Source organism: Halomonas sp. YLB-10, from assembly GCF_003856855.1.
In the GTDB taxonomy this organism is placed as follows: domain Bacteria; phylum Pseudomonadota; class Gammaproteobacteria; order Pseudomonadales; family Halomonadaceae; genus Halomonas; species Halomonas litopenaei.
Genome location: NZ_RRCU01000005.1, coordinates 337765 through 364064, shown reverse-complemented (window position 1 = coordinate 364064; position 26300 = coordinate 337765). Strand labels below are relative to the sequence as shown.

Annotated in this window: 18 protein-coding genes and 1 pseudogene; 10 read left to right on the top strand and 9 right to left on the bottom strand. The window is 65.2% G+C overall.

Features of this window, described 5'->3' with window-relative positions; genetic code table 11:
• Positions 1-107: 107 nt before the first annotated feature.
• From EBB56_RS13745 to EBB56_RS13715, 7 genes are all read right to left on the bottom strand, one after another.
• Positions 108-1925: an EAL domain-containing protein gene (locus EBB56_RS13745; protein WP_185696440.1), complete on the bottom strand. Its 1818-nt coding sequence runs from the start codon at positions 1923-1925 to the stop codon at positions 108-110.
• 133 nt (positions 1926-2058) lie between these two features.
• Positions 2059-2805 carry an SDR family NAD(P)-dependent oxidoreductase gene (locus tag EBB56_RS13740; RefSeq protein WP_124804603.1) on the bottom strand — a complete coding sequence of 249 codons (747 nt, stop codon included), beginning with the start codon at positions 2803-2805 and terminating at the stop codon, positions 2059-2061.
• Positions 2806-2808: 3 nt separating this feature from the next.
• A complete protein-coding gene (locus EBB56_RS13735; RefSeq protein WP_124804602.1) occupies positions 2809-3660 on the bottom strand; it encodes a fumarylacetoacetate hydrolase family protein in 852 nt (283 codons plus the stop codon).
• Entirely contained in the window at positions 3657-4655 is a 999-nt protein-coding gene (locus EBB56_RS13730) for an aldo/keto reductase (RefSeq protein ID WP_045994756.1), read from the bottom strand. Before EBB56_RS13730 ends, EBB56_RS13735 begins: the two co-directional genes overlap by 4 nt.
• Positions 4652-5443, bottom strand: coding sequence for an amidohydrolase (locus EBB56_RS13725; protein ID WP_124804601.1), 792 nt, complete (start codon positions 5441-5443; stop codon positions 4652-4654). Before EBB56_RS13725 ends, EBB56_RS13730 begins: the two co-directional genes overlap by 4 nt.
• Complete coding sequence (locus EBB56_RS13720) at positions 5443-5877, bottom strand: RbsD/FucU domain-containing protein (protein WP_124804600.1); 435 nt, start codon at positions 5875-5877, stop codon at positions 5443-5445. Before EBB56_RS13720 ends, EBB56_RS13725 begins: the two co-directional genes overlap by 1 nt.
• Positions 5874-7196, bottom strand: coding sequence for an L-fuconate dehydratase (locus EBB56_RS13715; protein WP_124804599.1), 1323 nt, complete (start codon positions 7194-7196; stop codon positions 5874-5876). Before EBB56_RS13715 ends, EBB56_RS13720 begins: the two co-directional genes overlap by 4 nt.
• A gap of 98 nt (positions 7197-7294) precedes the next feature.
• Here EBB56_RS13715 and EBB56_RS13710 point away from each other — a divergent pair, with 98 nt between their 5' ends.
• A complete protein-coding gene (locus EBB56_RS13710) occupies positions 7295-8023 on the top strand; it encodes a FadR/GntR family transcriptional regulator (RefSeq protein ID WP_045994759.1) in 729 nt (242 codons plus the stop codon).
• A gap of 27 nt (positions 8024-8050) precedes the next feature.
• Here the strand turns inward: EBB56_RS13710 and fucP are convergent, their stop codons facing one another.
• Positions 8051-9325, bottom strand: coding sequence for an L-fucose:H+ symporter permease (fucP, locus tag EBB56_RS13705; protein ID WP_124804598.1), 1275 nt, complete (start codon positions 9323-9325; stop codon positions 8051-8053).
• Positions 9326-9863: 538 nt separating this feature from the next.
• Here fucP and EBB56_RS13700 point away from each other — a divergent pair.
• Positions 9864-10642: pseudogene (locus tag EBB56_RS13700) on the top strand (DDE-type integrase/transposase/recombinase); the annotation flags it as partial.
• Positions 10643-10900: 258 nt separating this feature from the next.
• Here the strand turns inward: EBB56_RS13700 and EBB56_RS13690 are convergent.
• Positions 10901-11986 carry a FliC/FljB family flagellin gene (locus tag EBB56_RS13690; protein WP_124804597.1) on the bottom strand — a complete coding sequence of 362 codons (1086 nt, stop codon included), beginning with the start codon at positions 11984-11986 and terminating at the stop codon, positions 10901-10903.
• Between the two features lie 296 nt (positions 11987-12282).
• Here EBB56_RS13690 and EBB56_RS13685 point away from each other — a divergent pair, with 296 nt between their 5' ends.
• The 8 genes from EBB56_RS13685 (at position 12283) to EBB56_RS13650 (ending at position 26065) form a co-directional block, all read left to right on the top strand.
• Positions 12283-15681, top strand: a complete 3399-nt coding sequence (locus EBB56_RS13685) for a glycosyltransferase family 41 protein (protein ID WP_124804596.1) — start codon at positions 12283-12285, stop codon at positions 15679-15681.
• 424 nt (positions 15682-16105) lie between these two features.
• Positions 16106-20098, top strand: coding sequence for an EAL domain-containing protein (locus tag EBB56_RS22285; RefSeq protein WP_108448569.1), 3993 nt, complete (start codon positions 16106-16108; stop codon positions 20096-20098).
• A gap of 129 nt (positions 20099-20227) precedes the next feature.
• Entirely contained in the window at positions 20228-21979 is a 1752-nt protein-coding gene (locus EBB56_RS13675; RefSeq protein ID WP_124804595.1) for an HD domain-containing phosphohydrolase, read from the top strand.
• Positions 21980-22097: 118 nt separating this feature from the next.
• Positions 22098-23501, top strand: coding sequence for a flagellar filament capping protein FliD (fliD, locus tag EBB56_RS13670; RefSeq protein WP_124804594.1), 1404 nt, complete (start codon positions 22098-22100; stop codon positions 23499-23501).
• Between the two features lie 36 nt (positions 23502-23537).
• Positions 23538-23948: a flagellar export chaperone FliS gene (gene fliS / locus EBB56_RS13665; protein ID WP_045994764.1), complete on the top strand. Its 411-nt coding sequence runs from the start codon at positions 23538-23540 to the stop codon at positions 23946-23948.
• Positions 23949-23964: 16 nt separating this feature from the next.
• Positions 23965-24408 carry a flagellar protein FliT gene (gene fliT, locus EBB56_RS13660; RefSeq protein ID WP_045994765.1) on the top strand — a complete coding sequence of 148 codons (444 nt, stop codon included), beginning with the start codon at positions 23965-23967 and terminating at the stop codon, positions 24406-24408.
• Entirely contained in the window at positions 24405-25778 is a 1374-nt protein-coding gene (locus EBB56_RS13655; protein ID WP_045994766.1) for a flagellar hook-length control protein FliK, read from the top strand. The genes fliT and EBB56_RS13655 overlap by 4 nt, the downstream gene beginning before the upstream one ends.
• Positions 25775-26065 (top strand): EscU/YscU/HrcU family type III secretion system export apparatus switch protein, encoded by a 291-nt coding sequence (locus tag EBB56_RS13650; RefSeq protein ID WP_045994767.1) that lies wholly within the window; start codon positions 25775-25777, stop codon positions 26063-26065. Before EBB56_RS13655 ends, EBB56_RS13650 begins: the two co-directional genes overlap by 4 nt.
• The last annotated feature ends 235 nt before the right edge of the window (positions 26066-26300 follow it).

Genomic DNA, 26300 nt, shown 5'->3' with positions numbered 1-26300 from the left:
CTGGTTCAAGGTCTTGGCTCGCCGCTTGGACTCTCGACATCGGGCCTGACGCCTCCTCTCGGAAACACCTGCCCGGCTCTGCCACCTTGCCGGCATCAATGCCTGGCTCAGATCGCTATCGCGGGATGCGCGCCGGAGGCCGCCCAGCCCACCAGGGCCTCGCTTTCCAGCGGCGCACCGACAAGACGCCCCTGAATCCGGACAAGCCCCAGCGCCTTGACGGTATCGAGCTGTTCGGCGGTCTCGACCCCCACCGCCACCGCGACGAACTCCAGCGCCTCGAGGCAGCGCATCAGCGCCGCCACGCTCTGGCGCATGCTGGTGGAGGGATCGGCCAGGGTCTTGAGGGTCTCCGGCCCCAGCTTGCCCAGGGTCACCGGCAGCGAGGCCATGCCGAACAGGTCCACCGGGGAGCGGCCCAGCCCATCGACGCCGAGCCGCACGCCCAAAGCGACGATACGCCTTAACAGGTGGGACTGGCGGTGGCCCACCTCGAACAACCCCGCGCCATCCACCTCCAGGCACAACCAGTCGAGGCACTCGTGGCGATAGTGGCCGCCCGCCTCTTCCTGGGCACCCGCCTCCCCCTTCGCGCCAGACTCGCATAGCTGGCGCAGGTAGAGATCCAGGGCGCGGCCATCGAAGCCGTCCTGATCCAGCAGGCAATGGTGAATGTTCACCGAGATATCCCAGTCACCCAGCTCGGAGCCGGCCTCGCGCCAGCGCCTGCGCTGGGCCATGACTTCCTTGAGCACCCAGCGATCTAGCCGGTCGACCAGCTGCATTTCGGCGGCGAGTGCGACAAATTCCCCCGGCGCGACCTCGCCACGCTGGGGATGGCGCCAGCGCACCAGCGCCTCGAGCCCGCAGCAGCGCCGGGTGAGCAGATCGAACTGGGGCTGATACACCAGATAGAGCTGCTGATCGGGGAACATCAGCGCTTCCTGCAGCTCGTGACGGAAGCGCTGCTGGCGCTCCATCAGACGCTGCAGGCTGCCGTCGTAGAAGGCGAAACCTCCGGGCACGGCCTCTTCCAGCGCCTTTTCGGCGTGGGCCAGCAGCTCGCCGGTTTCCTCGCCGTCTTCCGGACACAGGACGATGCCGATGCGCGGCTCGATCAAGGCGGGCTGATAGCCGGGTAGGGTAAAGGGCGGTTCCAGCGCTTCGAGGCAGCGGTCGGCCACCAGTTGCATGGTCTCCGGCGTGACCGGATGCTCGAGCAGCACCCCCCAGCGTTCGCGATCGATCTGCACCACGCTGTCTTCCCGGCGCAGCACGTTGACCAGTCGGCGTCCGGCCCGGCGCGACACCCGCGACGCCATCTCGCCACCATGGTCCACCAGGATGCGCGACAGGCCGTGCAGCTCGACCAGCATCACGCCGAGGCGCTGACCAAGACGGTCGGCGCGATCGAAAGCGTGGGACAGGCGGTCCTCGAAGATCCAGGTACTGGCCACGTTGCCGATATCGGCATGGCGGCGATCCAGTACCGCGTCGGCGTCGGCGTCGAGATCGACGAAGGTGACCAGCCACATCAGCGGATCGGTGCCGGCGTCCAGGGACGCATCGGCGCCTCGGTCGAAGGCTACGCAGGACATCAGCCCCAGCCTGGCGCTGGCGCTGTCATCCACCGCAAGCCAAGCCTGCTGCCAGTCCTCGCCGGGTGACAGGGTATGGTAGCTGCCCCGCTCCCCCAGCAGATTGACGAAGGGGCGAAACAGCTCGTTGAGGTTGCGGCCCTGCAGCTCGCCACCGGTGGGACAGGCCAGCTCCGTCAGCGCGGTGTTGGCCCATAACAGGCGGTCATTGGCATCGATCAGCGCCAGCCCCACCGGGGCGCGGTCAAGCACCAGCCCCGCCACCACGGAGGGATGCCGGGCGACCTTGCCGGCGGAAGCCGCCTGCAACAGCGACGTCGGGCCCAAGCCCGCTGATCGATCCTTAGCCATGAGCCCTGCCCAGATAGAGGTAAGCGGTGCGCATTACCTAATATAACCACTATCGGCGAGGCCGGCGTACTCTTGAGGACCGACATGAACGGTTTTTACATGAACAGGGCTAGCGCGGACGCAGGCGCAGGGCGTCCATGCCACCGTCCACCGGCAGGCAGACCCCCACCGTCGAGCGATTGGCGGGATCGGCCAGATAGGCCACCGCCTGGGCCACCTCGGCGGCGGCGACCAGCCGTCCGTGGGGCTGGCGAGCCTCCAGCGCGGCACGCTCGGCCTCGGGGTCAGGCGCCTGCGCAAGCAAGCGGCCGATCCAGGGGGTATCCGCGGTGCCGGGCGAGACACAGTTGACCCGAATGCCCTGTTGCAGGTGATCGGCCGCCATGGCTCTGGTCAAGGCCAGCACGGCGCCCTTGGTCGCCGAGTACAGGGCCCTTTGCTGAATCCCCACGGTGGCGGCGATGGACGCCATATTGACGATGGCGGCGGCGTCCGACTCGCGCAGATGAGGCAGCGCCGCCCGAGACACCCGCGCCATGCCGGCGACGTTGACCTCCCAGGCACGCGCCCACTCCTCATCCGGGTTGCCCGCGACATCGCCCTGGGCACCGATGCCTGCGTTGTTGACCACGATGTCGATACGTCCCAGCGCACTGGCGACCGCCGCCACCGCGCGCTCTACCTGCTCGCTGCTGGCGACATCGCACGCTTCCCAATGGTGTTCATTGGCGGGATCTTCGCGATCCAGTACGGCAACGCGGGCGCCTTCAGCGGCCAGGCAGTCGGCGATCGCCGCGCCGATGCCAGAGGCGCCGCCGGTGACGATGGCCACCCGTCCTTCAAATCGAGCTGTCATGGATTAGCCCTCCCAGGCACGAAAGGTCTGACGCTGGCGGCCCAGGCCGTCGATCTCCACCTCGACCACGTCGCCCGGCTTGAGATAGTCGAAGCGCCCCGAGACCGCTACCCCTTCGGGGGTTCCGGTAGAGATGACGTCACCGGGCTCGAGCTGCATGTACTGCGACAGATCACGCACGATCTCGGCGCAGCCGAAGATCATGTCCGAGGTGCGGGAGTCCTGGCGCGGCTCGCCGTTGACCCAGGAGCGCAGGCCCACATCGGCGGGATCGAAGGCGTCGGCGGTCACGATCCAGGGGCCCAGTGGCATATAGCCCGGGCTGCACTTGCCCTTGCTCCACTGGCCGCCGGAGACCTCAAGCTGGAACTTGCGCTCCGACAGGTCGTTGGCGAGCACATAGCCTCCGATATGGCTGGCCGCTTCCTCCAGCGAGTCGCAGTAGCTGGCGGTGCTGCCGATCACGATGGCGAGCTCGACCTCCCAGTCGGTCTTTTCCGAACCGCGCGCGATGGTGACGGTGTCGTCGGGGCCGGCGACGGTGTTGGGCGTCTTGAAGAAGACGATGGGTTGCTTCGGCGGCTCGGCGCCGGACTCGGCGGCGTGGGCGGCGTAGTTCTGACCGATACAGATCACCGAGCCCACCGCCGCCACCGGCGAGCCGTGGCGCACCTCGTCGGCAAGCTCGACGGCGGTCAGCCGCCCGGCGTCCAGCAGCCGGCGAAGACGTGCCACGCCGTTGTCCTTCCAGAAGCCTGGCCCGAAGTCGCCCACCGGCGAGGCGTCATAGAGCACGCCTTCGACCTCGACCAGCGGCATCTCGTTACCCATCGTTCCACGGCGCAACAGCTTCATGTGTTCTCCTTCAGCAGGCCTCGCGCCTGCAGTTCGTTCCAGAAGGCCTCGGGGATATCGCACGAGGCCAGTGCATGATTTCGCTTCACCTGCTCAGGCGAGCGCATTCCGGCCATGACGTTGACCACGGCGGGGTGGCGCCACGGGAAGGCCAGCGCTGCCGCCGGCAGGCTGACGCTGTGGGCTCGCGCCACTGCGGCGAGTTCGCGGGCACGTTCGAGCACCGCCTCTGGTGCCTGGCCGTACTCGTACCAGGCATCGGCGGGAGGCTCGTCACGCGCCAGCAGGCCCGAATTGAAGGCGCCGACGGCGACCACACCGACCTTGCGTTCCAGGCAGGCGCTCATCAGTCCTGTCTGCTCCTGCTCCAGCAGGGTGTAGCGACCGGCCAGCATGATCAGGTCAGGCCTTGCCTGATCGACGAAGCGCTTGAGCATGCCGGCGTCCTTGGAGCCCACGCCCCAGGCCGCGATCCTGCCCTGCTCGCGCAGGCGTTCGAGTTCGGGGACGGCCCCCGCCAGGGCTTCCTCGAAGCGGTCCGTGGGCTCTTCCGGGTCATGGATCCAGAGGATGTCCACCGACGTCATGTCGAGGCGCGCAAGCGACGCCTCCAGGCTCTGCCTTACGCCCTCGGCGGTGTAGTCACGCCGCCGGGTCAGGTCATCGGCCACGTGGAAGCCGTTGGCCTCGTCGCTGCCCTGGGGGACAGGGTTGGGCTCCAGCAGGCGTCCCACCTTGGTGGAGATGACGAAGTCGTCCGGCGAGCGTCCCTTGAGCGCCTTGCCCAGGCGCTGTTCGGACAGCCCGAGCCCATAGTGCGGGGCCGTGTCGTAAAACCGCAGCCCCAGCTCCCAGGCGGTGTCCACGGCGGCCAGGCAGTCCTGTTCGGGGGTGACCTTGCCCATGTTGCCGAACTGCGCCGCACCGACGCCGAGGCCTTCGAAGGCACGGCGCAGCTTGGGTGGCAGACGGCTGGCGATCGGCGATGTGGTCATCGGGCATCTCTCCTGTGATAGATGTTCAAGGCGTTGTCCTCGGCAACGGCCTGGCGCTTTTCTGCGGGCACCCGCGCCAGCACCCGCTCGCACCAGTCCTTCGGGTCCTGACTGATCGGGCTGTCGCTGCCGAGCAGGCAGCGCTCGGCACCGAAGGTCTCGAGGGCGACGTCGACGATGTCCGCGGCGTGGCGCTCGAGCTCATCGGCGTCGCGGCACTCCGCCGGCAGCCCGGACAGCTTGCAGTGGACCCTGTCGAGTTCGGCCAGGCGCGCCAGATTGCGCTGCCAGGCGTCTCGCGCGACGCCATCACGCGGGTTCGGCTTGCCCATATGGTCGAGTACCACCGTCAGCTCCGGCACCTGCTCGAGCAACGCCAGCAGGCGCGGCAGCTCTCGGTCCCTGACGCAGGCATCGAAGGGCAGGCCCCAGTCGGCCAGACGCTTCAGGCCCTCGACCAGGGCGGTCGAATCAAACAGCTCGCGGTCCTGCAGCAGGCGTCTGACGCCGACCACCTGGGGCACCTCGGCTAGACTCGCCAGCGCCCGCTCGGCCTGGGGAAGCTCCAGCGCGACGCTCGCCACCACGCCGTGAACCCGCGGGTCCTGCTGGGCCAGCGAGATCAGCCAGGCGGCTTCCTCGGCGGGGTCCGGGGCGTCGGCCTCGACCAGCACGTAGCGGCGGTCCTGGCCATCGGGAATCGGCGCCCTGGCGGGCAGGCCCGCATCGGCGAGCCAGGGAATCCGCACCGCACCGGTGTCCCAGACGTGAAGGTGGGTATCGATCATCACGGAACGCCTATGGTCAGCAGAAAGTTGGAGTAGGGGCGGCACTCGCCGGTGGCCACCACCAGGCACACCTCAGGTCCGCGGCAGGCGTGATAGAAGGCCCAGCGATCCAGGCTCGACCAGGCGATCTGCTGGCCTCCCCCATGGCGGTGGTCGGCCAGCCGCTGGCGGCACTCGACCACCGATTCCGAGGCGCCGCCCTCGGCGTTGGCCATGTAGGTGACCTCTTCCACGAACACCGCCTGGGCCAGCGTCTCCATCACCGACAGCGCCGGCACCATGCCCTCGCACAGGTTGAGGTAGACCCGGCTCGCCGCCGGCGGCGCACCGGTCGAATGCGGATAGAGCGCGTCGGCCACCAGCACCCTGGCGCCATGTCCGGCGACGGCCAGGCCCTCGAGCAAGGGCGGATTGAGCAGCGGCCCGCGGATCATGCCGGCACCGCCTGGCGCCGACGGGTCCACTCGGTGCCGTTAGGCCAGGCCCAGGCCGCCAGCGTCTCGGCCTTGATCTCGGCGGAATACCCCGGCTCACGCGGCAATGTATAGGCGCCATCTCGCACGACGCAGGGGTCGACGAAGTGTTCGTGCAGGTGATCGACGAATTCGGCCACCCGGCCGTCCACGGGCCCCGACACCGCGATGTGGTCGATCATCACCAGGTGATTGACCAGCTCGCACAGCCCCACCCCGCCGGCGTGGGGGCAGACGGGCTTGCCGAACTTCCTGGCCATCAGCAGCACCGGGATGATCTCGTTGACGCTGGCAAGGCGGCAGGAGTCGATCTGTACGTAGTCGACCGCGTTGGCCTGCAGCAACTGCTTGAACAGCACCCGGTTCATGCCGTGCTCGCCGGTGGCGACGCCGATGCCGAGCGGGCGCACGCCATCGCCGATGCTGCGATGCCCCAGCACGTCATCCGGGCTGGTGGGCTCCTCGATCCACAGAAGGTCGTGATGGGAAAGCGCCTCGACCCGCTCGATGGCCTCGGGAACCTCCCAGATCTGGTTGGCGTCGATCATCAGCGCCACGTCGGGGCCGATCACCGAGCGGGCAATTCCCAGGCGGCGTTCGTCGTCCTCGGGATTGGCGCCGACCTTGAGCTTGATGTGGCGGTAGCCCTCGTCCATGGCTTCCCGACACAGGCGGGCCAGCTTCTCGTCCGAATAGCCGAGCCACCCCGCCGAGGTGGTGTAGCAGGGAAAGCCGTGCTCGCTCAGCTCGGCGATGCGCTCCTGCTGGAAGTGCCGCTGTTCCTTGAGCATCGCCACCGCCTCCTCGGCGCTCAGCACGTCACCCAGGTAGCTGAGATCCAACTGCTCGACGAGCACCTCCGGCTCCATCTCGCAGACCAGACGCCACAGCGGCACTCCCGCATGCCGGGCCGCCAGGTCCCAGACGGCGTTCATCACCGCCGCCCGCGCCAGGTGTACCACCCCCTTGTCCGGGCCTAGCCAGCGAAGCTGCGAATCCGCGGCGAGTTCACGATAGACCGCCCCCGGGCTCTTGCAGACCTCGGCCGCGTCGCGGCCGACCAGCGGCTGGGCGAGAGCCTCCATGGCCTGCAGGCAGATCTCGTTGCCGCGACCGATGGTAAAGGTGAAGCCGCACCCATAGAGCGCGCTGTCATCGGTGACCAGCCTGAGATAGGCCGCCGAGTAGTCGGCGTCCTTGTTGACCGCGTCGGAGCCGTCGCTGCTGTCCGAGGTGGGAAAACGCAGATCCACCAGTTCGATTGAGGTGATGACGGACACGTATCGTCCTCCAGATTCATCAGATGTATTAAAGTGCTGCCGAAGTTTTCGATAAAATGGCGGGATTCGATCACCCCTTCCGAGCCGGAGCCCCTGCCATGACGCCGCCGCCCCCGTCCGACAGCGACCAACGACGCCCCTCCCAGTACGAGGTGGTGGTGCAAGGCATCCAGGAGATGATCGTCTCCGGTGAAATCGCCTCCGGCGACCGCCTGCCCGTCGAGTCGATCCTCGCCACCCGCTTCGCTGTCTCGCGCAGCTCGCTGCGTGAAGGGGTCAGGGCGCTGGTCGCCATGGGCATCCTCGAGACCCGCCAGGGCTCCGGCACCACCGTTACCTCGCTGGACCCGGGGCTGCTGCTGAAGCCCCTGGAGTTCTGGGCGGGCATCCAGGCCGGGACCTCGTCCCGCGACCTGCACAATGTGCGCCAGGCGCTGGAAGTGGAGGCCGCTGCGGTGGCGGCGCTGCGCCGAACCGATGACGACATCGAGCGCCTCAAGGCCGTTCTGGCCGAGGCCGAGCCCGCCATCCAGGCGCTGGACCACGAAGGTGCGATGGCCGCCGACCTGGAGTTCCACCTCAGCCTGGCGAGGATTTCCCGCAACCCCGTGCTGGTCGCCCTGCTCGAAGCACTGTCGCGGCCGACCCTGCGGATGCGGCTATGGCAGTCGATCCACCTCGGCGGTCGTATCGCCATCACCCACCAGGAACACCTGGCCATCCTCAATGCCGTTGTCGCCGGCGACCCCAGGGGCGCCCATGCCGCCATGCAGACTCACCTCGCTCAGGTCGCCGTGGTGCTGCGGGACACCCCCGATTCGCGTTAAGGCGCTGCCAGTTCAAGAGACGCCAGCTCAGGCCAGATCACCCTCGTTGCTGGTCTCGGGCCGCGGATGACGCTGCACATAGATACCGAAGGCCACGATCACCGCGAAGCACACGGCCACCACCAGGTAGCTGGTCTGGGCCGAGGTGATATCGATCAGCCAGCCCTGGGCCAGCGGCACCAGGGCGCCACCGACGATCGCCATCACCAGGCCGGCGGCGCCGTACTTGGTATCCTGCCCCAGCCCTTCCAGCGAGATGCCGTAGATGGTGGGGAACAGCAGCGAGATACAGGCGCTCAGCAGCACCAGGGCCACCGCCCCGATCAGGTTGCCGCTGAACACCGCCACCAGCGACAGCGCGACGCCGAGCACGCACATCCCGGTCATCAGCTTGCGCGGGTCCACCCGACCCATGACCCCGACCATGACGAAGCGCGACACCAGGAAGACCAGCAAGGAGGCCTGCAGCCAGTAGCCGGCCTCTTCACTGCCGACGCCCAGCGCCTCGGTCACGTAGTGGATGGTGAAGGTCCAGGTGCAGGTCTGGGCGGCCACGTTGAAGAACTGCGCCACCACCCCGAAGGCGTAGCGACGGTTACGCACCAGCCGCCCGAGACGACTCCCCGACAGCGCCACCGTCTCGCTCTTGCGGTCCGCCATCAGCGCCTCGTGGCGCGGCACCCGCACCATGGCGATGGCGATCGCGATCACCACATAGACCAGTGCCAGAGTGATATAGGGGCCCATCACCGCCTGCAATTCCGCCGACTGCATCTCGGCCAGCGCCTCCTGGCTCAGCGAGGCGCGCTGCTCGGCGGTGGCCGGATTGACGTGGGGCAGGATAAACACCGCGGCCAGCAGCACCCCCAGGTTCGACCCCACCGGGTTGAAGGACTGGGCGAAATTCAGCCGCCGAGTGGCGTTCTCGCGCGGGCCCATCGCCATCACGTAAGGATTGGCGGAGGTTTCGAGGATCGACAGCCCGGCCGCCAGGGTGAACAACGCCACCAGGAACATCGAGTAGGTCATCATCTGGGAGGCCGGCATGAACAGAAGCCCCCCGGTGGCCGCCAGCAGGAGGCCGATCAGCACGCCACCCTTGTAGCCCAGGCGCGAATTGATCCAGGCCGCCGGGATCGCCAGGGCAAAATAGGCGCCGTAGTAGGCGAACTGCACCAGCGACGCCTGCAGCGCGCTCATCGAGAACACCGAGCCGAACACCGACACCAGGGGGTCGGTCAGATTGCCGGCGAGCCCCCAGGCGGCAAAGCAGGTGACGATAAGCACAAAGGGCAAGGTCATGCCCCTGTGCAGAAAAGAGGACTTTTCCGGCGCCGACTGTTGCTCAGCCGACGCGGTAGAGGATGCATCCACAAGTGACTCCTTGAATGTATTTGTATGTGGTTATCGAGACAATTGATCAGATGAATTTAGCTAATGAGGGAGAAGCTAGTCGAGGAGCCACGTGAATACAAGGAATGAGAGATAAGACAAACGTCTTAGGTGTCGCGTCAGAGATTATTGCAATTAGCTGTTTTAGTTGAGTTTTTGTCGCTGCGACGTGAAGCAGAAAAAGCTCAAGACAGAAGCAGCACCAGGGGTGCCAGGCGAATGGCTTAGGCGCCACCCACTGACCTTCGCGAGGGATAGATACGATGAATAGGTCAGCCCGGCTGGCTATCGCTCTGGGTGGGGGGGGGAGAAGGAGGGGCGAAAGAGGGAAGACAGAGGAGAGAAAGGGGGGGGGGAGAAAAGACAGGAGCGTGAGAAGAGAGGCGAAAAGATGAAGTGAGCGTGCAGAAAGAAGACAGAGGGTAGAGAGAGAAGGAAGAGAAGCAGGGATGCGGAGGAGGTGCTGATCGCCGCTCGCGAATTCCTGCGCCTCGGTTTGGATGACCTGCCCGTCCTGGCACGTGAGTTTCTGCCCCCTCGACTGTCTCGCTCAGGCCTGCATCGCATGCTCAAGCGCCGAGAGGTGCCGACACTGGCAGATCTGACCCGTCAGGACGCAGGGGATAGTGGCAAGCCCCGGCACAAGCCCTTCAAGGACTGCGAGCCCGGGTACGTGCATATCGACATCAAGCATCTGCCTCAGATGCCCGACGAAGAGCAGAAACGTTACCTGTACGTCGCCATCGACCGCGCCACACGCTGGCTCTATCTGGAGGTCAGGCGTAGCCAGTCCGCCAAGGATGCCAAGGCATTCATGAAGCGCGTGGAGAAGAAAGCTCCTTTAAAGATCCAGACGGTGCTCACTGACAACGGCAAGTCGTTTACCGATCGCTTCACGCGGGCAGGTGAGCGCAAGCCCAGCGGCTATTACCTCTTCGACCAGGAGTACCAGGCCAATGGTATCGAACATCGCTTGATCAAGCCGGGAAGGCCACAGACGAACGGTATGGTGGAACGGTCCAACGGTCGCATCAGCGACGTGCTGGCGACCCGGCGCTATACCTCAGGTGAGGACCTGGAGCAGACACTCAAGCGCTACGCTCGGCTGTACAATCACCACATCACGCAGAAGGCTCTTCACCATCAATCAGCGATTGCAGCGATGAAGGAGTGGCAGTCCAAGCGTTCTGAGATATTTGCCAAACGGGTGGTTATCACACGGGTCCGACGACTATCTATCAGGACATGTACGCCTATCATGCTGATAACTACCACAGAGGCTACAGCGCCTTGCATCAGGGCATGTCTGAACATTATGACCGGCTCGACCGCAGTTTGAGCAGCGCGGTGGTTTGGGACAATTTCTAGCTGTATGACTTCCTGACCCACAAATCGAACACGCCAATTTTATATTACTCCATGATGAAACGGGGCCTTTCGGCCCCGCCTTTAATTACCACTTCAGTCTTGCGACCAAGCCTTGATTTATCCCAGCAGGGACAGCACGCCCTGCGGCACCTGGTTGGCCTGAGCCAGCACGGAGGTACCGGCCTGCTGCAGGATCTGGGCACGAGTCATGTTGGCCACTTCCACCGCGTAATCGGCGTCTTCGATACGCGAACGAGCGGCAGAGAGGTTGGTCTCGGTGGTGGACAGGTTGGTGATCGCCGACTCGAAGCGGTTCTGGATGGCACCAAGATCCGAGCGCAGAGTATCGACCTGGCTGAGGGCGCTATCGAGCTGCTCAAGCGGGCTGGCGCTCGCCGCCTGGGTTACGCCGGTAGCGGTAGCCGGGTCAAGAGTGACGGTGATCTTGTTGTCGGATGAGTTGATCGAAACGTCATTTTCGTCCAGCGCATAGTAGGTGGTCGGGTTACCGCCGGTCGCTGCCACCTCGAGATAGAAGTCATCATCGCCATCTTTCACCACACTCTGGCCAGTGGCAAGACCAGTAAAGCTCGCAGCATCAGAAGTACCAGAGGTATCCAGACCGAACTCGCTGGCAAGGGTCGTTGCAGCGCCAGTTGTTGCGGTGCCTGCGATACCGTTGACGTTGAAGGTGTCGAGCTGCAAGGTCTCGCTGCTGATTTCATCGAGATCGATGGTGATGGTCTCGTTGTCGTTGGCGCCGACCTGGATGGTCAGATCCTCATCTTTGGCAAGCACCTTAACGCCGTTGAAGCTGGTCTCCTCGGAGATGCGATCGATCTCGTTGAGGCGCTGGTCGATTTCCTTCTGGATGGAGTTCAGGTCGTCGGCGGAGTTGGTGTCGTTCTGAGCCTGGACGGTCAGTTCGCGGATGCGCTGCAGGTTGTCGTTGACCTGGTTCAGGGCACCTTCGGCGGTCTGGGCGACAGAGATACCGTCGTTGGCGTTGCGCTGGGCCTGGGACAGACCGGTGATCTGCGAGGACATGCGGTTGGCGATGGCCTGACCGGCGGCATCGTCCTTGGCGCTGTTGATACGCAGGCCGGAGGACAGACGCTCCATGGAGGTGGTCAGGGCACTCTGGGACGCGTTGAGGTTCTGCTGACCAATCATGGAAGTGATATTGGTATTGATCACGGACATGGTGTCATCCTTCCTTAAAGGGTTGGGCTCCATTGGCGGACCGTCGGGGGTCTGCCGCAACGGCGCCGTTGGCCGTTACTCCTTCTATCGGTGGAATGGGAAAAAGCTTTAGGGAAAGAATCGAAAAAAGTTATTGCCTCACACATTGGCGCCTAGGATAGAGAGGTTCCATTTACCCACCAATGGTGGCGCCAAGGCCTTGATTGCGACCAAATCCAGAGGGTTTTCTTCGCTTTGCCCTGGCCTTTCAAGCGCTAGCATGACACGGCTCCCTACTCCGCCCCGAGGAAACCGCCATGAGCCGTGTCAAGCGCCCTGCGAAACGTCGCCCCTCCTGCACGAAGTCGGAAAAGGGGGGCGCCTCCAGCCTGGCCAAAGCCCAGCGGTTGACCGCAACACGACCCAAGGATGCAGGCACATGGAAGCGTCTGGGCGAACTTCAGATGCAGGCTCGCGACTATCAGAAGGCTGTGCGCTCTTTTCACCATGTCGTCGATCTAAGACCAACTGACAGCGCGAGCTGGGCCCAGCTGGGAAAGCTCGAGGTACGTCTTGGCAATTTCGATGCCGCCGAGGAAGCATTGAAACGAGCGCTCGAGGGCGAGGGAGACGTTCTCAAACACGAAGGTCATCGCCTGCTGAGCCATATCTATCAGGTTCGTGAAGACAAGGCTCAGGCGATAAAACATGCAGAGCAAGCGGTGGCGCTTGCGCAAGATGACGCTTCCTGCCTCGCGACCCTGGCAGCAAGCCTTGCCTTGAACTTTGAGCTCGAGAAAGCCCGGGAGCTCTATCGCAAGGCCGCGACACTGGATTCGACAAGCCACCTTCCGCTCAACAATCTGGCTGGTATCGAAAGTCAGCTGGGGAACCTCGACGCCGCCATATCCGCCTACAGGGCTGCCCACAAAGCAACGCCCGGCACTCCGCTTCCTCTTTCCAACCTGATCACGACGCTGCACTATTACCCCAGCACCAGCCAAAAAGATCTACTAGCACTTTCACGACAGTGGAACCAGCTCTATGCGGACAGTGCTCCGCCACCTCGACCCGAGACATCGCGACGCAAGGACAAGCGCCTGCGCATCGGCATGCTATCCGACGGCTTTCGCGGCCATCCGGTCGCCCGCATGATTCTAGCCGCCCTGGAGAAGGTTTCGCCGGATGAAATGTCATTCACGTTATACAGCACCAACCTCCAGCAAGATTCCTATACGCAGCGACTCAAGAAGCTCGCTTGCCAGTGGACCCCCGTCAAACACTTGAGCGATAACGAAGTCGCCCAGCGGGTGCGTGACGACCAGATCGACATCCTGTTCGATCTGGCCGGCCACAACGCCGGGACCCGCATGCAGGCCATGTCGATGCAACCGGCCCCGTTGATCGTCAAGTGGGTGGGCGGGTTGATCAATACGACCGGCGTCGAGGCCATCGACTACCTGCTGAGCGACGCCATCGAGACGCCGCCCGGCTGCGACGACGACTACGTCGAGAAGCTGATCCGCCTGCCGGACGACTACATCTGCTACGAGGTGCCGCCCTATACGCCGGAAATCAACGCCCTGCCGGCGAAGACCAACGGCTACATCACCCTGGGCTGTTTCAACAACGGCACCAAGCTCAACGAGGTGGTGCTGGGCGAGTGGGCGTCCCTGATGCACCAGCTACCCGATTCGCGCCTGCTGCTCAAGAGCCACCAGTTCAAGGGCAGCGAGCGCGCGGCCAGTATCACTGCCTTCATGGAGGCCAGGGGCATCGCCGCCGAACGAGTCATCATCGAGGGGCCCTCCCCCCATGGGGAGCTGCTGCAGGCCTATCACCGGGTGGATATCGCCCTCGACCCCTGGCCTTACTCCGGCGGCCTGACCACCTGTGAAGCCTTCACCATGGGGGTGCCGGTGGTCAGCCTGCCCGGCCCGACCTTCGCCGGACGCCACAGCGCCACCCACCTGATCAACGCCGGTATGCCAGAGCTGGTCGTCTCGACCTGGGACGAGTACCGCGAGCGTGTCCTCGAACTGGCCGCCGACCTCGACAGCCTGGCCACCATTCGCCGACATCTACGCGAGGTGCTGCTGGGCTCCCCCGTGTGCGACGCCAAGCGCTTTGCCCGCCACTTCACCACCGCCGTCAGGGCAATCTGGCAGCGCCACTGCGAGGGCAAGCCACCGACAGCGCTGACTTTCGACAAGGAAGGCCAAGCCACCTTCGAGGGCGACAGCACTCCTGTTGCGATCCTCCCCGTCGAGCCGCATGCCGAGACAGCAGCAGACGACAGTTTTCGCTGGAACTTCGAGGGCCGCGTCATCGTCGTTGACAGTGGCGCCCGGCTGCTCAAGACCGGCAACCCTCGAGCCCTGCTAGACCTCGACGCCTTCGGCGTGGTCGCCTTCGACCCCGCCAGCCAGGTGAAGAAACCCGAGTTTCTCAAGACCCGTGACGACGTCGACCTGTTCGCCCACGCCTGCCTCGGTGACGGCAACCCAGGCGAACTGCACGCCACCCTGAACGGCCAGTACAGCTCGCTGCTCGAACCTGAAGCCGCCGAGTGTCTGCCCTGCACCCTGGCCCAGCCGATGCGCAGCCTTACCCGCCTGCCGATCAGTACCATTGCCCTGGACAGCATTGAGGGGCTACCTACCATCGACTGGCTGTCACTGGATCTTTCCGGCGACACCATGGCCATTCTCGAGAATGGCGAAAAGGTGCTAGAAAATGCCTTACTGCTGCAGATCCAAGTGCCCTTCCAGCCGCTCTACCAGAGGCAGGCCGACTTTGCCCAAGTCAGCCACTGGGCCCATCGCCACGGCTTCCAGTTCTATCGCTTCAATGCGGTAACGCCAGTCCCGGTAGAGGAAGAGGCCAGCTCTCTGGGCGCCAGCGAATGGTTGTACGCGGACGCGCTGTTTGTTCCCAGTCCCGCTAGACAAGCGGCTCTCGAACCAAATCGTCTCTCTCGTTTGGCTTTCGTCATGCATACGGTATTCCAAGCTAAGGACCTCGCATGGAAATTGCTGAAACGGGCTGGCTTGGCAGAACGTTACCTGGAGGAAGAATGCAACGCTAAACTTGGGTTGCCTCAGGGAGCACCCAGCGACAACGAGGTCGAACAAGCTATCAACCTGCCTGACGCTCCCTTCATGACGCCACCGGAGCAGCAGCTCTTTCTAAAAGCCCTGCGCAAAGCCAAGCACTATTTCGAATTCGGGGCGGGGGGCTCTACCATCTGGGCCGTACGCGAAGGGCTAGTGGTGCAAGGGGTGGAAAGCGATGCGACGTGGGTAACGGCCTTGGCGGACACCTGCGGAGAAAAATGCCAACTGCGCAGCGTCGATATTGGCCCCACCAAGGAATGGGGCTTTCCGGTAAATACTCAGCCCGACAACCGGTTTGAAGCCTACAGCAAGGCCATCTACGACATGCCACGCGCTTTCGACCTGGTTCTTATCGATGGGCGCTTTCGCGTCGCTTGTACGCTCACTACCATACTTCACACCATGGAGCACGCTGAAAATTTGAATAACACGCGGATCTTTATCCATGACTTCTGGGATCGCCCTCATTATCACAGCGTGCTCAAGTATCTCGAAATCGTAGAAAGGGTTGATACTGCTGGGATTTTCATAATCAAGGAAGGCCTTTCCACCGAGCATCTTCAGCAGGAGTGGGAGAATTTCAAGCACGTCCCTGCATAGAACCCGCTGCCCACTTACGACCATCTCAACCCTCAGGACGATATCGATCCGCGGTATCGTCCTGTTTCGTGTCCCCCTCCACACAATCCTGTGCCTATTCGCTGACGCATCTTCTCTACGGTTGTCCCCCTCGCGCCCTTGCTGGACGCTGACTCTGGTGGTGGATGCTGACATCAGGGGCTAGCACTCGCGGGTGATTGAGGTATGTTGAAGACTGTTTTGGTGCCATTTCGAGCAAACGCGTCCAGGGATACCGGACCGATCGTCCAAAGGCGCCTTTGCCTCGGGCGGTAGACGCACCACGGTGGCCGCTATCAACGCTGTCGCCTGCCATGCTGTGAGGATGGCGAGTCTTCGTCATAGCGTCGGAAGGACAAGGAAATGAGCGCCCGGAAGTAGGGTCGCCAAGGGGGTCGTGGGTAGGATGCCGTTTAGACTGCGCGATGTGGCGGAAGATGCCTGGCTGCTGATGGCCTCCAGCGGAATGCTGATGGTCGGCGCTGCGGGTCTCGCCGCCTGGTTGATCCACCCGGTGGAACAGCCGCTGCTGGTGCCCGATGTGGCGCTGGCAAGCCTCGCTGGCGGCGGCGGCGTTCTGCTGCAGGTGCTGCGCAGACCGCGTGGCCGCAGCGTCTGCGGTCTGATGATGATGCTGCTGGCGCTGTACGCCATCGTCCATGACCTGGTCGCCAGCGGCCCTGCCGACGTGCAGTCGCTGCTGACCGGCGGCCCGCGCATGACCAGTTGGGCGGGGCTAGCAATGCTGCCGGGCTGCGTGGCCCTGATGATCGGGGTGGAGCATCGCCAGGGCCCCTTCTGGTGGCGGTTGTCGGGGGGGCTGCTGCTGCTGATCGGCGCGATCTTTACCGTCTGGCTGGTGATTCCTGGCCAGGCACCCAGAGTCTGGGAGGTGACCCGCAGCACCTCGCCCATGGCGGTGTGCCTGCTCTACCTGATCGCTGGCCCGGCCTCGCTGGTGGCGGCCTCACGCCCACCCCACCGCCCGCTGCGCCTGCAGCGCGCCAGCATCGCCGTAGCCTGTGCCGGGGTGCTGCTCAGCAGTCTGGCCTGGCTGTCGCTCAATCATGTGCGCCAGAGCCACGTCCAGCAGGACGCCGCCAACACCCTGACCAACATCGAAGAGCGCGCACGCGGCCAGATGGCGCTGCACCAACGCTGGCTCGACCGCCTGGCCAACCGCACCGGCGAGCAGACGACCGACGCCAATGCCCTGGCCGACGTCATCACCTTTTACCTGCGCGACGTGCAGAGCCTCGAGAGCCTGGCGCTGTATCGCGGCGACGAGCGGCTATGGCTGCGCTCACGGCGTGCTCAGGACAGCGTCTGCCACTTGAGCGAGGCACTGCCCAGGCCGGCCCGTGGCGAACTACGGCTGGAGTTGCCCGACAACCCGCTGGCGACGTCGGCACGCATGGTCAGGACCCTGGCCGATGACGACCTCCGCCTGGTCGCCTGCATCGACCTGCCCGGCACCCTGGCCCCCAGTCACCGCAGCGTTGCCGACCGCACCCTGCTGGCCATCACCGACAGCCAGGGCGTCTGGTGGTGCGGTTTCGGCGACGACACCTGGGAGGTCAAGGACCCGACCCTTCCCCGGCTGGCCGAGAACACTCTGGAGCTGGACGGCCGCACCCTGTCCCTGCGCGCACTGCCAGGCCCGGACAGCGCATGGTGGCTGGCCGGCAGCCTGCCGGCGCTGATCACCCTGATCGGGTTGATCATGTCCTACAGCCTGGCCATCAGCCTGTCGCTGATGCGCACCCTGCTGTGGCAGACCCAGAGCCTGGTGGCCGCCCAGGACCAGCTCGAGAGCTACCAGGGGATCCAGTCGATGATCGCCCGGGAGGCGCCACTGACCGAGACCCTGGAGGCCTGCTGCAGGCTGTTCGAGGGTCACCTGCCCGACGCCATCGCCACGGTCCTGACGCTGGACCCCGGCGGCGAGACCCTGAGCCTGGCGGCGGGTCGCAGCCTGCCGTCTGAGATGGCACCGCTGCTCGCCAGGACCCCGGTGGGCGGCACCTTCGGCACCTGGGCCAGCGCCGCCGAGGCGAGGGCCCCACGGGCCAGCGACGACATCACCGAGGACCCGGCCTGCGCCGGCGTGCACCCGCGCCTGCGCGACGGCGAGCTGAAGGCCTGCTGGGCCTACCCGGTCATCGCCAGCGATGAACGTCTGCTGGGGGTGGTCAGCCTGTTCTTTCGTCACGAGCCGACCCGGCAGGCCGAGCCCAGCCGGCGTATCGAGCGCTGCCTGGAGCTGGTTGCCCTGGCGGTGGAACGCGACCAGGACCGCCAGGCGCTGTTCCAGAGCGAACAGCGCTACCGTTCACTGTTCACCTACAACCCCGACGCCATCTATTCCCTCGACCACGAAGGCATCTTCGTCGCTGCCAACACCACCTGCTCGACCCTTACCGGGGTACCACTGGGCGACATCCTGGGGCGCCACTACGAACTCTTCGTCAAGGAAACGGATCGCTCCTGGGTGCGCGACGCGGTGCGCAAGACGCTCAAGGGCGAGGTCACCCGCTACACCCTGCCCATCATCACCCCCCTGGGCAGGCGGGTGATGGACATCACCAACCTGCCGATCATCATCGACGGCGACATCAGCGGCACCTTCGGCATCGCCAAGGATGTGACCGAACGCCACGCCCAGGAGACCCAGCTGCGCATCCTGCAGCGCAGCGTCGAGGCCAGCATCAATGGCATCGTGATCGCCGATGCGCGCTCGCCGGAGCTGCCGATCATCTACGCCAACCCGGCCTTCATGCGCATGACCGGCTATCCCGAGGAAGAAGTGCTGGGGCGCAACTGTCGCTTCCTGCAGGGCGAGGAAAGCGACCCCCAGGTGGTCGGACGCATTCGCCGCCAGCTGGCAAACCACAGCGAAGTCCGCGCCACCCTGCTCAACTATCGCAAGAACGGCGAGGCCTTTTGGAACGACCTCTACATCTCGCCGGTGATGGACAGCGAAGGCGAGGTCTCTCACTTCGTCGGCGTCCAGCACGACATCTCCGAGCACAAGGCCTACGAGGAGAGCCTGGCCTACCATGCCAGCCACGATGCCCTGACAGGCCTGGCCAATCGCGCCCTGTTCGAGGATCGCCTGCGCCACGATTTCGCCCTGGCCAAGCGCCAGTCCCACCACCTTGGCGTGCTGTTCATCGACCTGGACGAGTTCAAGCCGATCAATGACAGCCTCGGCCACGACGTCGGCGACAAGGTGTTGATCCAGGTCGCCCAGCGGCTCACCGAGGCGCTCAGGCCCGGGGATACCGTGGCCCGCTTCGGAGGCGACGAGTTCGTGGTGCTGCTGCCGGACCTCGACGAGCCCGAACAGGCGGTGACCCTGGCCGAACGCCTGCTGCCGAGGGTGGCCCAGGCCTACCGGGTCGACGAGCATGAGCTGCACGTCACCGCCAGCATCGGGGTGGCAGTGTCCAGCGACGTCACCATCGAACCGATGCAGTTGCTGCAGCAGTCCGACATGGCCATGTACCAGGCCAAGCACCAGGGACGCAATGCGCTGCAGCACTTTAGCCAGGACATCACCTGGGGGGTAAACGAGCGGGTCGCGATGCGCCATGATCTGCAGGCCGCCATCGACGGTGAGCAGCTACGCCTGCACTACCAGCCGGTGTTCGACAACCACCGGGCGATCATCGGGGTCGAGGCGCTGTTGCGCTGGGAACATCCGGTACGCGGCCAGGTGCCGCCCCAGGACTTTATCGCCCTGGCCGAGGAAACCGGCCAGGTCATCGCCATCAACCACTGGGTGCTGACCCGCGCCTGCAGCGACCTGCAGCTCCTCAACGAGGCCGGCCTCGAGGGCCTGGCGGTGGCGGTCAACCTGTCGCCGCTGCAGTTCCGCCGGGCCAACTTCCTCGAGACCGTGCGCGACACCCTGAACCAGACCGGCATCGAGGCCCACCAGCTTACCCTCGAGCTGACCGAGGGCATCCTGATGCACGACACCCCGAACGCCATCGAGACGCTGCAGTCGCTGCGCGACATGGGTGTCGAGGTGGCCATCGACGACTTCGGCACCGGCTTCTCGAGCCTGGGCTACCTCAAGCACCTGCCGGTCAGCACGGTGAAGATCGATCGCACCTTCGTCCAGGGACTGCCGGACAACCAGGAGGATGGCGCCATCCTCCAGGGGATCATCGCCATGGCCCACCACCTGGAGTTGATGGTGGTGGCCGAAGGCATCGAGCACGAGGCCCAGCACGAGTTCCTGCTGCGGCATCACTGCGACGCCTTCCAGGGCTTCCACCTGGCCCACCCCATGCCCTTCGAGCGCTTGACCCGCTTTCTCGGCGAGCATCGCCTGGCCAGCCAGCGCGACGCCATCGACCGCTCGCGGCGCAAGCGTCACTCTCAGGCCTGACAACGCTTGACCTGTGTCAGCATCCCCGCCGACTGTTTAGTCCGAGCAAGGTTGCCCGCCTAAAGATCCGGCACCTTCGGCCGATACTCCGAGACAACGTATGCCAGATGTCGTCGAGGAGTCCCGCTGGTGCCGCACCAACAAGAATTCGAAGAAGTACGCGCCCCTCAGGAAATCACCAGGCTGCTGGACTGCTTGAGCGGCCCCCAGGGGGCCGCACTGGCGTGGGAAGAAGGCAGTGGAACGCCGACACCGGTGCTGCTGATGGAGATTGACCCGGGGGAGTCCATCACCCTGGACATCACCGCGGTGGAAGGGCTTCACTGCCAGCTTAAGCAGGGCAAGCCCTTTCGTCTGGTCGGCTACTGCGAGGGAATGATCACCCGCACTCCGGCGATCACGGCCGCGGACGGAGAGGTGACCACGGCGCCGAGTGAGGCGGAGCTGTCGCGGGAAGTCAGCCGCGCACCTGGGCAGGGCGTGCCGCTGCGCCGGCTATGGCGCTGCCCCTACCCGGACCAGCTGGAGCGGCTGCAGCGCCGTCAGAGCTTTCGCGCGCGCCTGCGCCTGGGCATGTCCGCCGAGGCGGTGCTCAGAGACGGCGATATCCAGGACCTGCACGGGGACCTGATCGATCTGTCGGTAGACGGCTGTCGCCTCGACCTCCCGCGCACCGCCGCTCCTGTGCTGACCAACAGAGAGCTGCCGGTGCCGCTGGAGCTGGGCTTTCCCGATGGCACCCGTCTGGCGCTCCAGGCCGTCGTGCAACATCATCGCTTCGACCCCGAACGGCGCCTGGTCGAGGCCGGCTTTCGCTTCGTCGGCGTCGGGGCCCACCAGGATCGCACCCTGTGGAAGCTGGTACGCGAGGTCGAACGCGAGGCTGCGCGCATCGCCGAAGGGGTGGATTCCAGGCGTCCGCCATCGTCGCTGTTTCAGCTACCGGCAGGGCGCCGCGGCCCACGCCTTGGTCGTCGCGAGGCGGAAACCTACCCCACCGTCATGACCCAGCGGCTATCCCGCGTAGCCGGCTACCTGCACGCCCAGGCGATGGAGCTGATTCAGGGCGGCTGCATCCACGGCCCGCGCCTGTCGCGCCAGGCCGACCACCTGCTGGCACTGTACGACGAGGACCGCGACGGTGTGCTGTTCGCGCTGAGGTTCCTGACCCGGGAGTCCTGGCCGGTACGCCACGGCCTGTCTGTGGCGATCCTGTTGATCGACCTGCTGGAAGACAGCCTGCCCGGCGAGTTGCGCAAGTCCATCGTCGCCAGCGCCATGATCCATGACCTGGGCAAGGTGCTGCTGCCCGAGCCCCTGCGCCTGACGCCGACCTTCGGCGACGCCGAACGCAATCGCCTGGTCCAGCACGTGGGCTGGCTGCGCGAGCGCCTCAGCCACTGCGCCTGGATCAACGCCTCGGTGTTCGAGGCCACCGCCTGCCAGATCAACGAGCGCCTCGACGGCAGTGGCTATCCCGCCGGCATCCGCGACGACGAGCTGCGTGAGCTGGCCCGGGCCAGTGCCGTGGTCGACGCCATCGATGCCATGCGTGCCCAGCGCCCCGACCGTCCGCCCTGGCGTCTCGCGGCGATCTACCGCTACCTGCTCGACCATCCCGACAAGTTCGACACCAGCTGGGTCAAGCGCTTTATCCGGCGCTTCGGCCTGTACCCGATCGGCTCGCTGGTGCGCTTTGACGACGCATCGCTCGGCTGGGTACTGGCGCTGGACGACCAGGGTCGGCCCTCGCGGGTACAGCGCATGGCCGGCAAGCCGCCCAGCCAGGTCCCGCGGGAGCCGCTGATCGGCCCGCTGGTGGAAGGCGAGACACTGGCCGCTCTGGGCGAGATCCAGGCCGAGGTGATCATCGGCGCCTGACGCTCAAGTCAAATGAGCAACCGCCGATAAGACGATATACCAAGCACAAGGACGCCTGTTCGAGCCACTGGCCTGCCGGCGTTCTGTCACACTGCCCCCATCACACAGGAAGGACGACATGGCCTCGATCTCATCGCTCGGCATCGGTTCCGGTCTCGACCTCAACGGGCTGCTCGATCAGCTCGAGGCGGCGGAGCAAAAGCAGCTGGAGCCCATCGTGGCCCAGCAGGCGAGCTATCAGGCCAAGATCTCCGCCTACGGCACCCTGGAAGGCGCGCTGAACAGCTTCCAGGAGGCGGTCGACAAGCTCGGCGACCCGGCGCTTTACCAGAGCCTGTCCAGCAGCGTCGAGGGCGAGGGTATCAGTGCCAGCGCCAGCGAACTGGCGAGCCCCGGCCGCTACGACGTCGAGGTGACCCGGCTGGCCCGAGCCCAGAGCCTGGCCAGCGACGGCTTCGACGCCAGGGACAGCGAGCTGGGCGCCGGCACCCTGAGCCTTACCGTGGGTGGCGAAGACGTCAGCATCAGCCTGAGCCAGGAAGACAGCACCCTGGAGGGACTGCGCGACGCCATCAATGACACCGAGGCCGGCGTCAGCGCCTCGATCATCAATACCGGCGACGCCGACAACCCCTACCGTCTGGTGCTGTCGAGCGACAAGACCGGCGCCGAGGCGTCGATCAGCGCCGTGAGCTTCGTGCCGGATGACGCCGCCGATACCGAGCTGCAGACCAAGCTGGCCTTCGACATCGCAAGCCCCGACCCCGACGACACCGGCGCCGGCATGCACCAGTCGGTGGCCGGTGAAGACGCGGCACTGACGGTCAACGGCATCGCTATCACCAGTGCCTCCAACAGCGTCGAGGGGGCCATCGAGGGCGTCGACCTGACCCTGACCGACGTCGGCGAGACCACGGTCAAGGTCGAGTACAACAACCTGGCCCTGCGTGAGGCGGTCAGCGGCTTCGTCGACAGCTACAACGAGCTCAAGGACACCATGGGCACGCTGACCAGCTTCGACGCCGAGAGCGGTGCCTCGGGCGAACTGCTCGGCGACGCCACCCTGCGCAGCATCGAATCGCGGCTGCGCGGCACCCTGTCCGGCGGCGTGGCCCAGGGTGACTTCCGCACCCTCAGCGATATCGGCATCACCCTGCAGCTCGACGGCACCCTGGAGCTCGATGACGAGCGCCTGGACGAGGTCATCTCCAGCGAGCGCGGCGACCTGGCCGACTTCTTTACCGGTGGCGAGGACGGGGTAGGTCTTGCCGACAGCCTCGACGACACCCTGGGCGCCATCCTCGACGACGGCGGCCTGCTCGACAACGCCACCAGCGGGCTCGAGACCCGCATGGAAAGTCTCGACCGCCAGTACGAGCGCACCGAGCAGAGCATCGATGCCACCGTGGAGCGCTACCGCAGCCAATTCGGACAGCTGGACAGCATGATCGCCAGCATGAACCAGACCAGCAGCTACCTGACCCAGCAGTTCGATGCGCTGAACGCCCAGCTGAACCAGTAGCCCTGAGCCCGCCAGACCCAGCCGAGGAGACAACCAATGACACAAGCACAGGCCACCTATGGCCGCGGCGCCGGCGCCTACGCCCGCATGGGGGTGGAGAGCGGCGTGATGTCGGCCAGCCCCCACCAGTTGATCGTGATGCTGTTCGACGGCGCCCAGGCGTCGATTCGCGCCGCCCGCCTGCACCTGGAAGACGGTAATATTCCGGCCAAGGGCGCCGCCATCTCCAAGGCACTGGATATCGTCAACAGCGGCCTGCGCGCGGTGCTGGACGGCGAGCAGGGCGGCGAGGTGGCACTGCAGCTCGACAGCCTCTATGACTACATAGCGCGCCGCCTGCTCGACGCCAACCTGCGCAACGACGCCAGTGGCCTCGACGAAGCCGAACGCCTGATCGAGGATATCGCCTCGGCCTGGCGCGAGATCGGCACCACCACCCACTCCTGAGCGCTTGAGGTCCTAGATGCCACCGCTTGCCGAGTACCACGGCCCAGATACCCAAGGCCCAGATACCCAAGGCCCCCTGCTGTCTCGCTACGAGGCACTGCTGGCGATGACCGAACGGATGCTGTCGCTGGCCGCCGACCACGCCTGGGACGAGCTGATTGCTATTGAGGGCGACTATGTCAGCCAGGTTGCCGCTCTCGACAGCGCTGCACGTGATGGCGCGACACTCGATGGCGCGGCACCGATGGCAAGCCTCGACGCCGACGAGCGCCAGCGCCTGGGCAGCCTGCTGGAGGCCATTCTGGTCAATGATCTGGCGCTGCGAGAAAAGCTGGTTCACCGCCGTGACGAACTCGGCGAACTGCTCAAGGTGTCGCGCAACCAGCAGGACCTGCACCGCGCCTACGCCGGTGGCCGGGTGGTCAACGCCGGCACCCGCTTTCGACGCGAGACGCCGTGAGCGGCATCACACCGCTGATCGATACCCTGCTCCACCAGGTGCTGGGCAAGCGTGTCGACGTGCCCCCGACCAAGGACCCCAACGCCCCGGTCCAGCCGGTGGACCCGGGACGGGGGCCAGGCGCGGTCCATAGCGACTCGCGCCTGGACGCACGGCGGCCCCAGCAAGCCGCCGCCACCACCGGCCAGCGCCCGGCAACACCGAACGCCGAGGTCCCCACCGACAGCGATCGTCCCGCCTCCACCATCACCCGATTGAGCGCACCGGGCGCTCGCATCGCCGAGCTGCTGGCGCGTTTTCCGGCGCCGCCCTCGGCGTTGACATCGACGGGTCCCCTGCTGACGGCGAGCCCCGCCCAACAAGCGCCCCAGAGCGCGTCGCCGTCGGCTCAAGGCGCCACACACGGCGCCCCGGCCACTACGGCCACTACGGCAACCACGGCGACCAGCGCAACGGCCGGGCTGGCCACTGGCCCGTCAGGGCCCGCCGTCACGATGCTCGCCGAGCGTCTGGGCGAGCGCGTGCGCGACAGCGGCCTGTTCTACGAGTCCCACCTCAATCGCTGGTTTCACGGCAACCTGGACCGCGCCCAGCTGGCACGGGAGCCCCAGATGTGGCGCGCCCTGGTGTTTCGGCCAATGGCCAGCGAGGCGAATGCTCAGACCGCTGGGCACTCCCCCGCTTCAGGCCCTGGTCGGCTCTCTACTCAAGCAGGCGCAATGGCCGGGCAACCGAACACTCAACTGAGCTCTCAACTGGGCTCTCAACCGAGCTCTCGACAGAACATGGCGCCCGCCTTCCCGCTGGCGCCCTGGCGCAGCTCCCAGCCGGCCGGCTATCTGCCCAGCCTGGCGACGACAATCGCCGCCAATGCCCAGGGCGCCCAGGGCGTCTCGAGCACGTCGGACGATGCCGCCGCCGCCCGTCGCGAGGGCGCATCCCCAAGCGGCGTCCACGAGAGCCTCGCTCCGCTGGTGCGCCACCAGCTCGAGATGCTGGCCACCCCGGTGCTGCGCTGGGAAGGCGATGTCTGGAGCGGACTGTTCATGGCGCTCGCCATTCATCCGCCGCAACGGGAGCCGGATCATCAGGGCGGCGGCAAGGGCCGCGACGACAGCAAGGACGAGGAACACGCCTGGCGTACCGAGCTGGAACTCGAGCTGGCCGAACATGGCTCGCTCAGAGTGTCCGCGCTGCTCGGTGAAGAGCACCTGAGCCTGCGCCTGGCGACGTCCGCCGAGGGCCTGAGGGATCGACTCGAGCAGGGGCGCGAAACACTGATACAGCGCCTTGAGGGTCATGGCTTCGCCCGGGTGGAGCTGACCATCACCGAAGGTGACAGCAGGTCTGCCGAGGAGCTTCCCAAGTGAGCGATGACCAACCCGCACCCTCACGCCGCCATGCGGTGGCGCTGAGCTATGGTGAAAATGATCAGGCACCGAGGGTGATCGCCAAGGGCTACGGTGATATCGCCGAGCGCATCATCGACGAAGCCCGCCGCCAGGGAATCCACGTCCATGATGAACCGGCGCTGGTGGGCCTGTTGATGCAGCTCGATCTGGACGAGCAGATTCCGCCTCGTCTCTACCAGGTGATCGCCGAACTGCTGGTGTGGGTAGGCGAGCTAAATGCGAGCGACTCGCGAAACAGAATGTAATAAAATGTACAGGGCTAATTAAACTTGGGTTTTTTTGGCGTCGTAAATATCGGTTTTCTTTGAATATTCACTTTTATTGATACACATCATACGGACACCGTTGAAGCTTTTTCCTCCCTCCTGGCTTGCGCCACACTGATAGCAATCGACAATACCTCGAATGGTGGACACGGACCTGACACTTAAACGTCAAAAAGTTCCGATAGTGTCCGTCCGCACCTATTCAGGTATATCG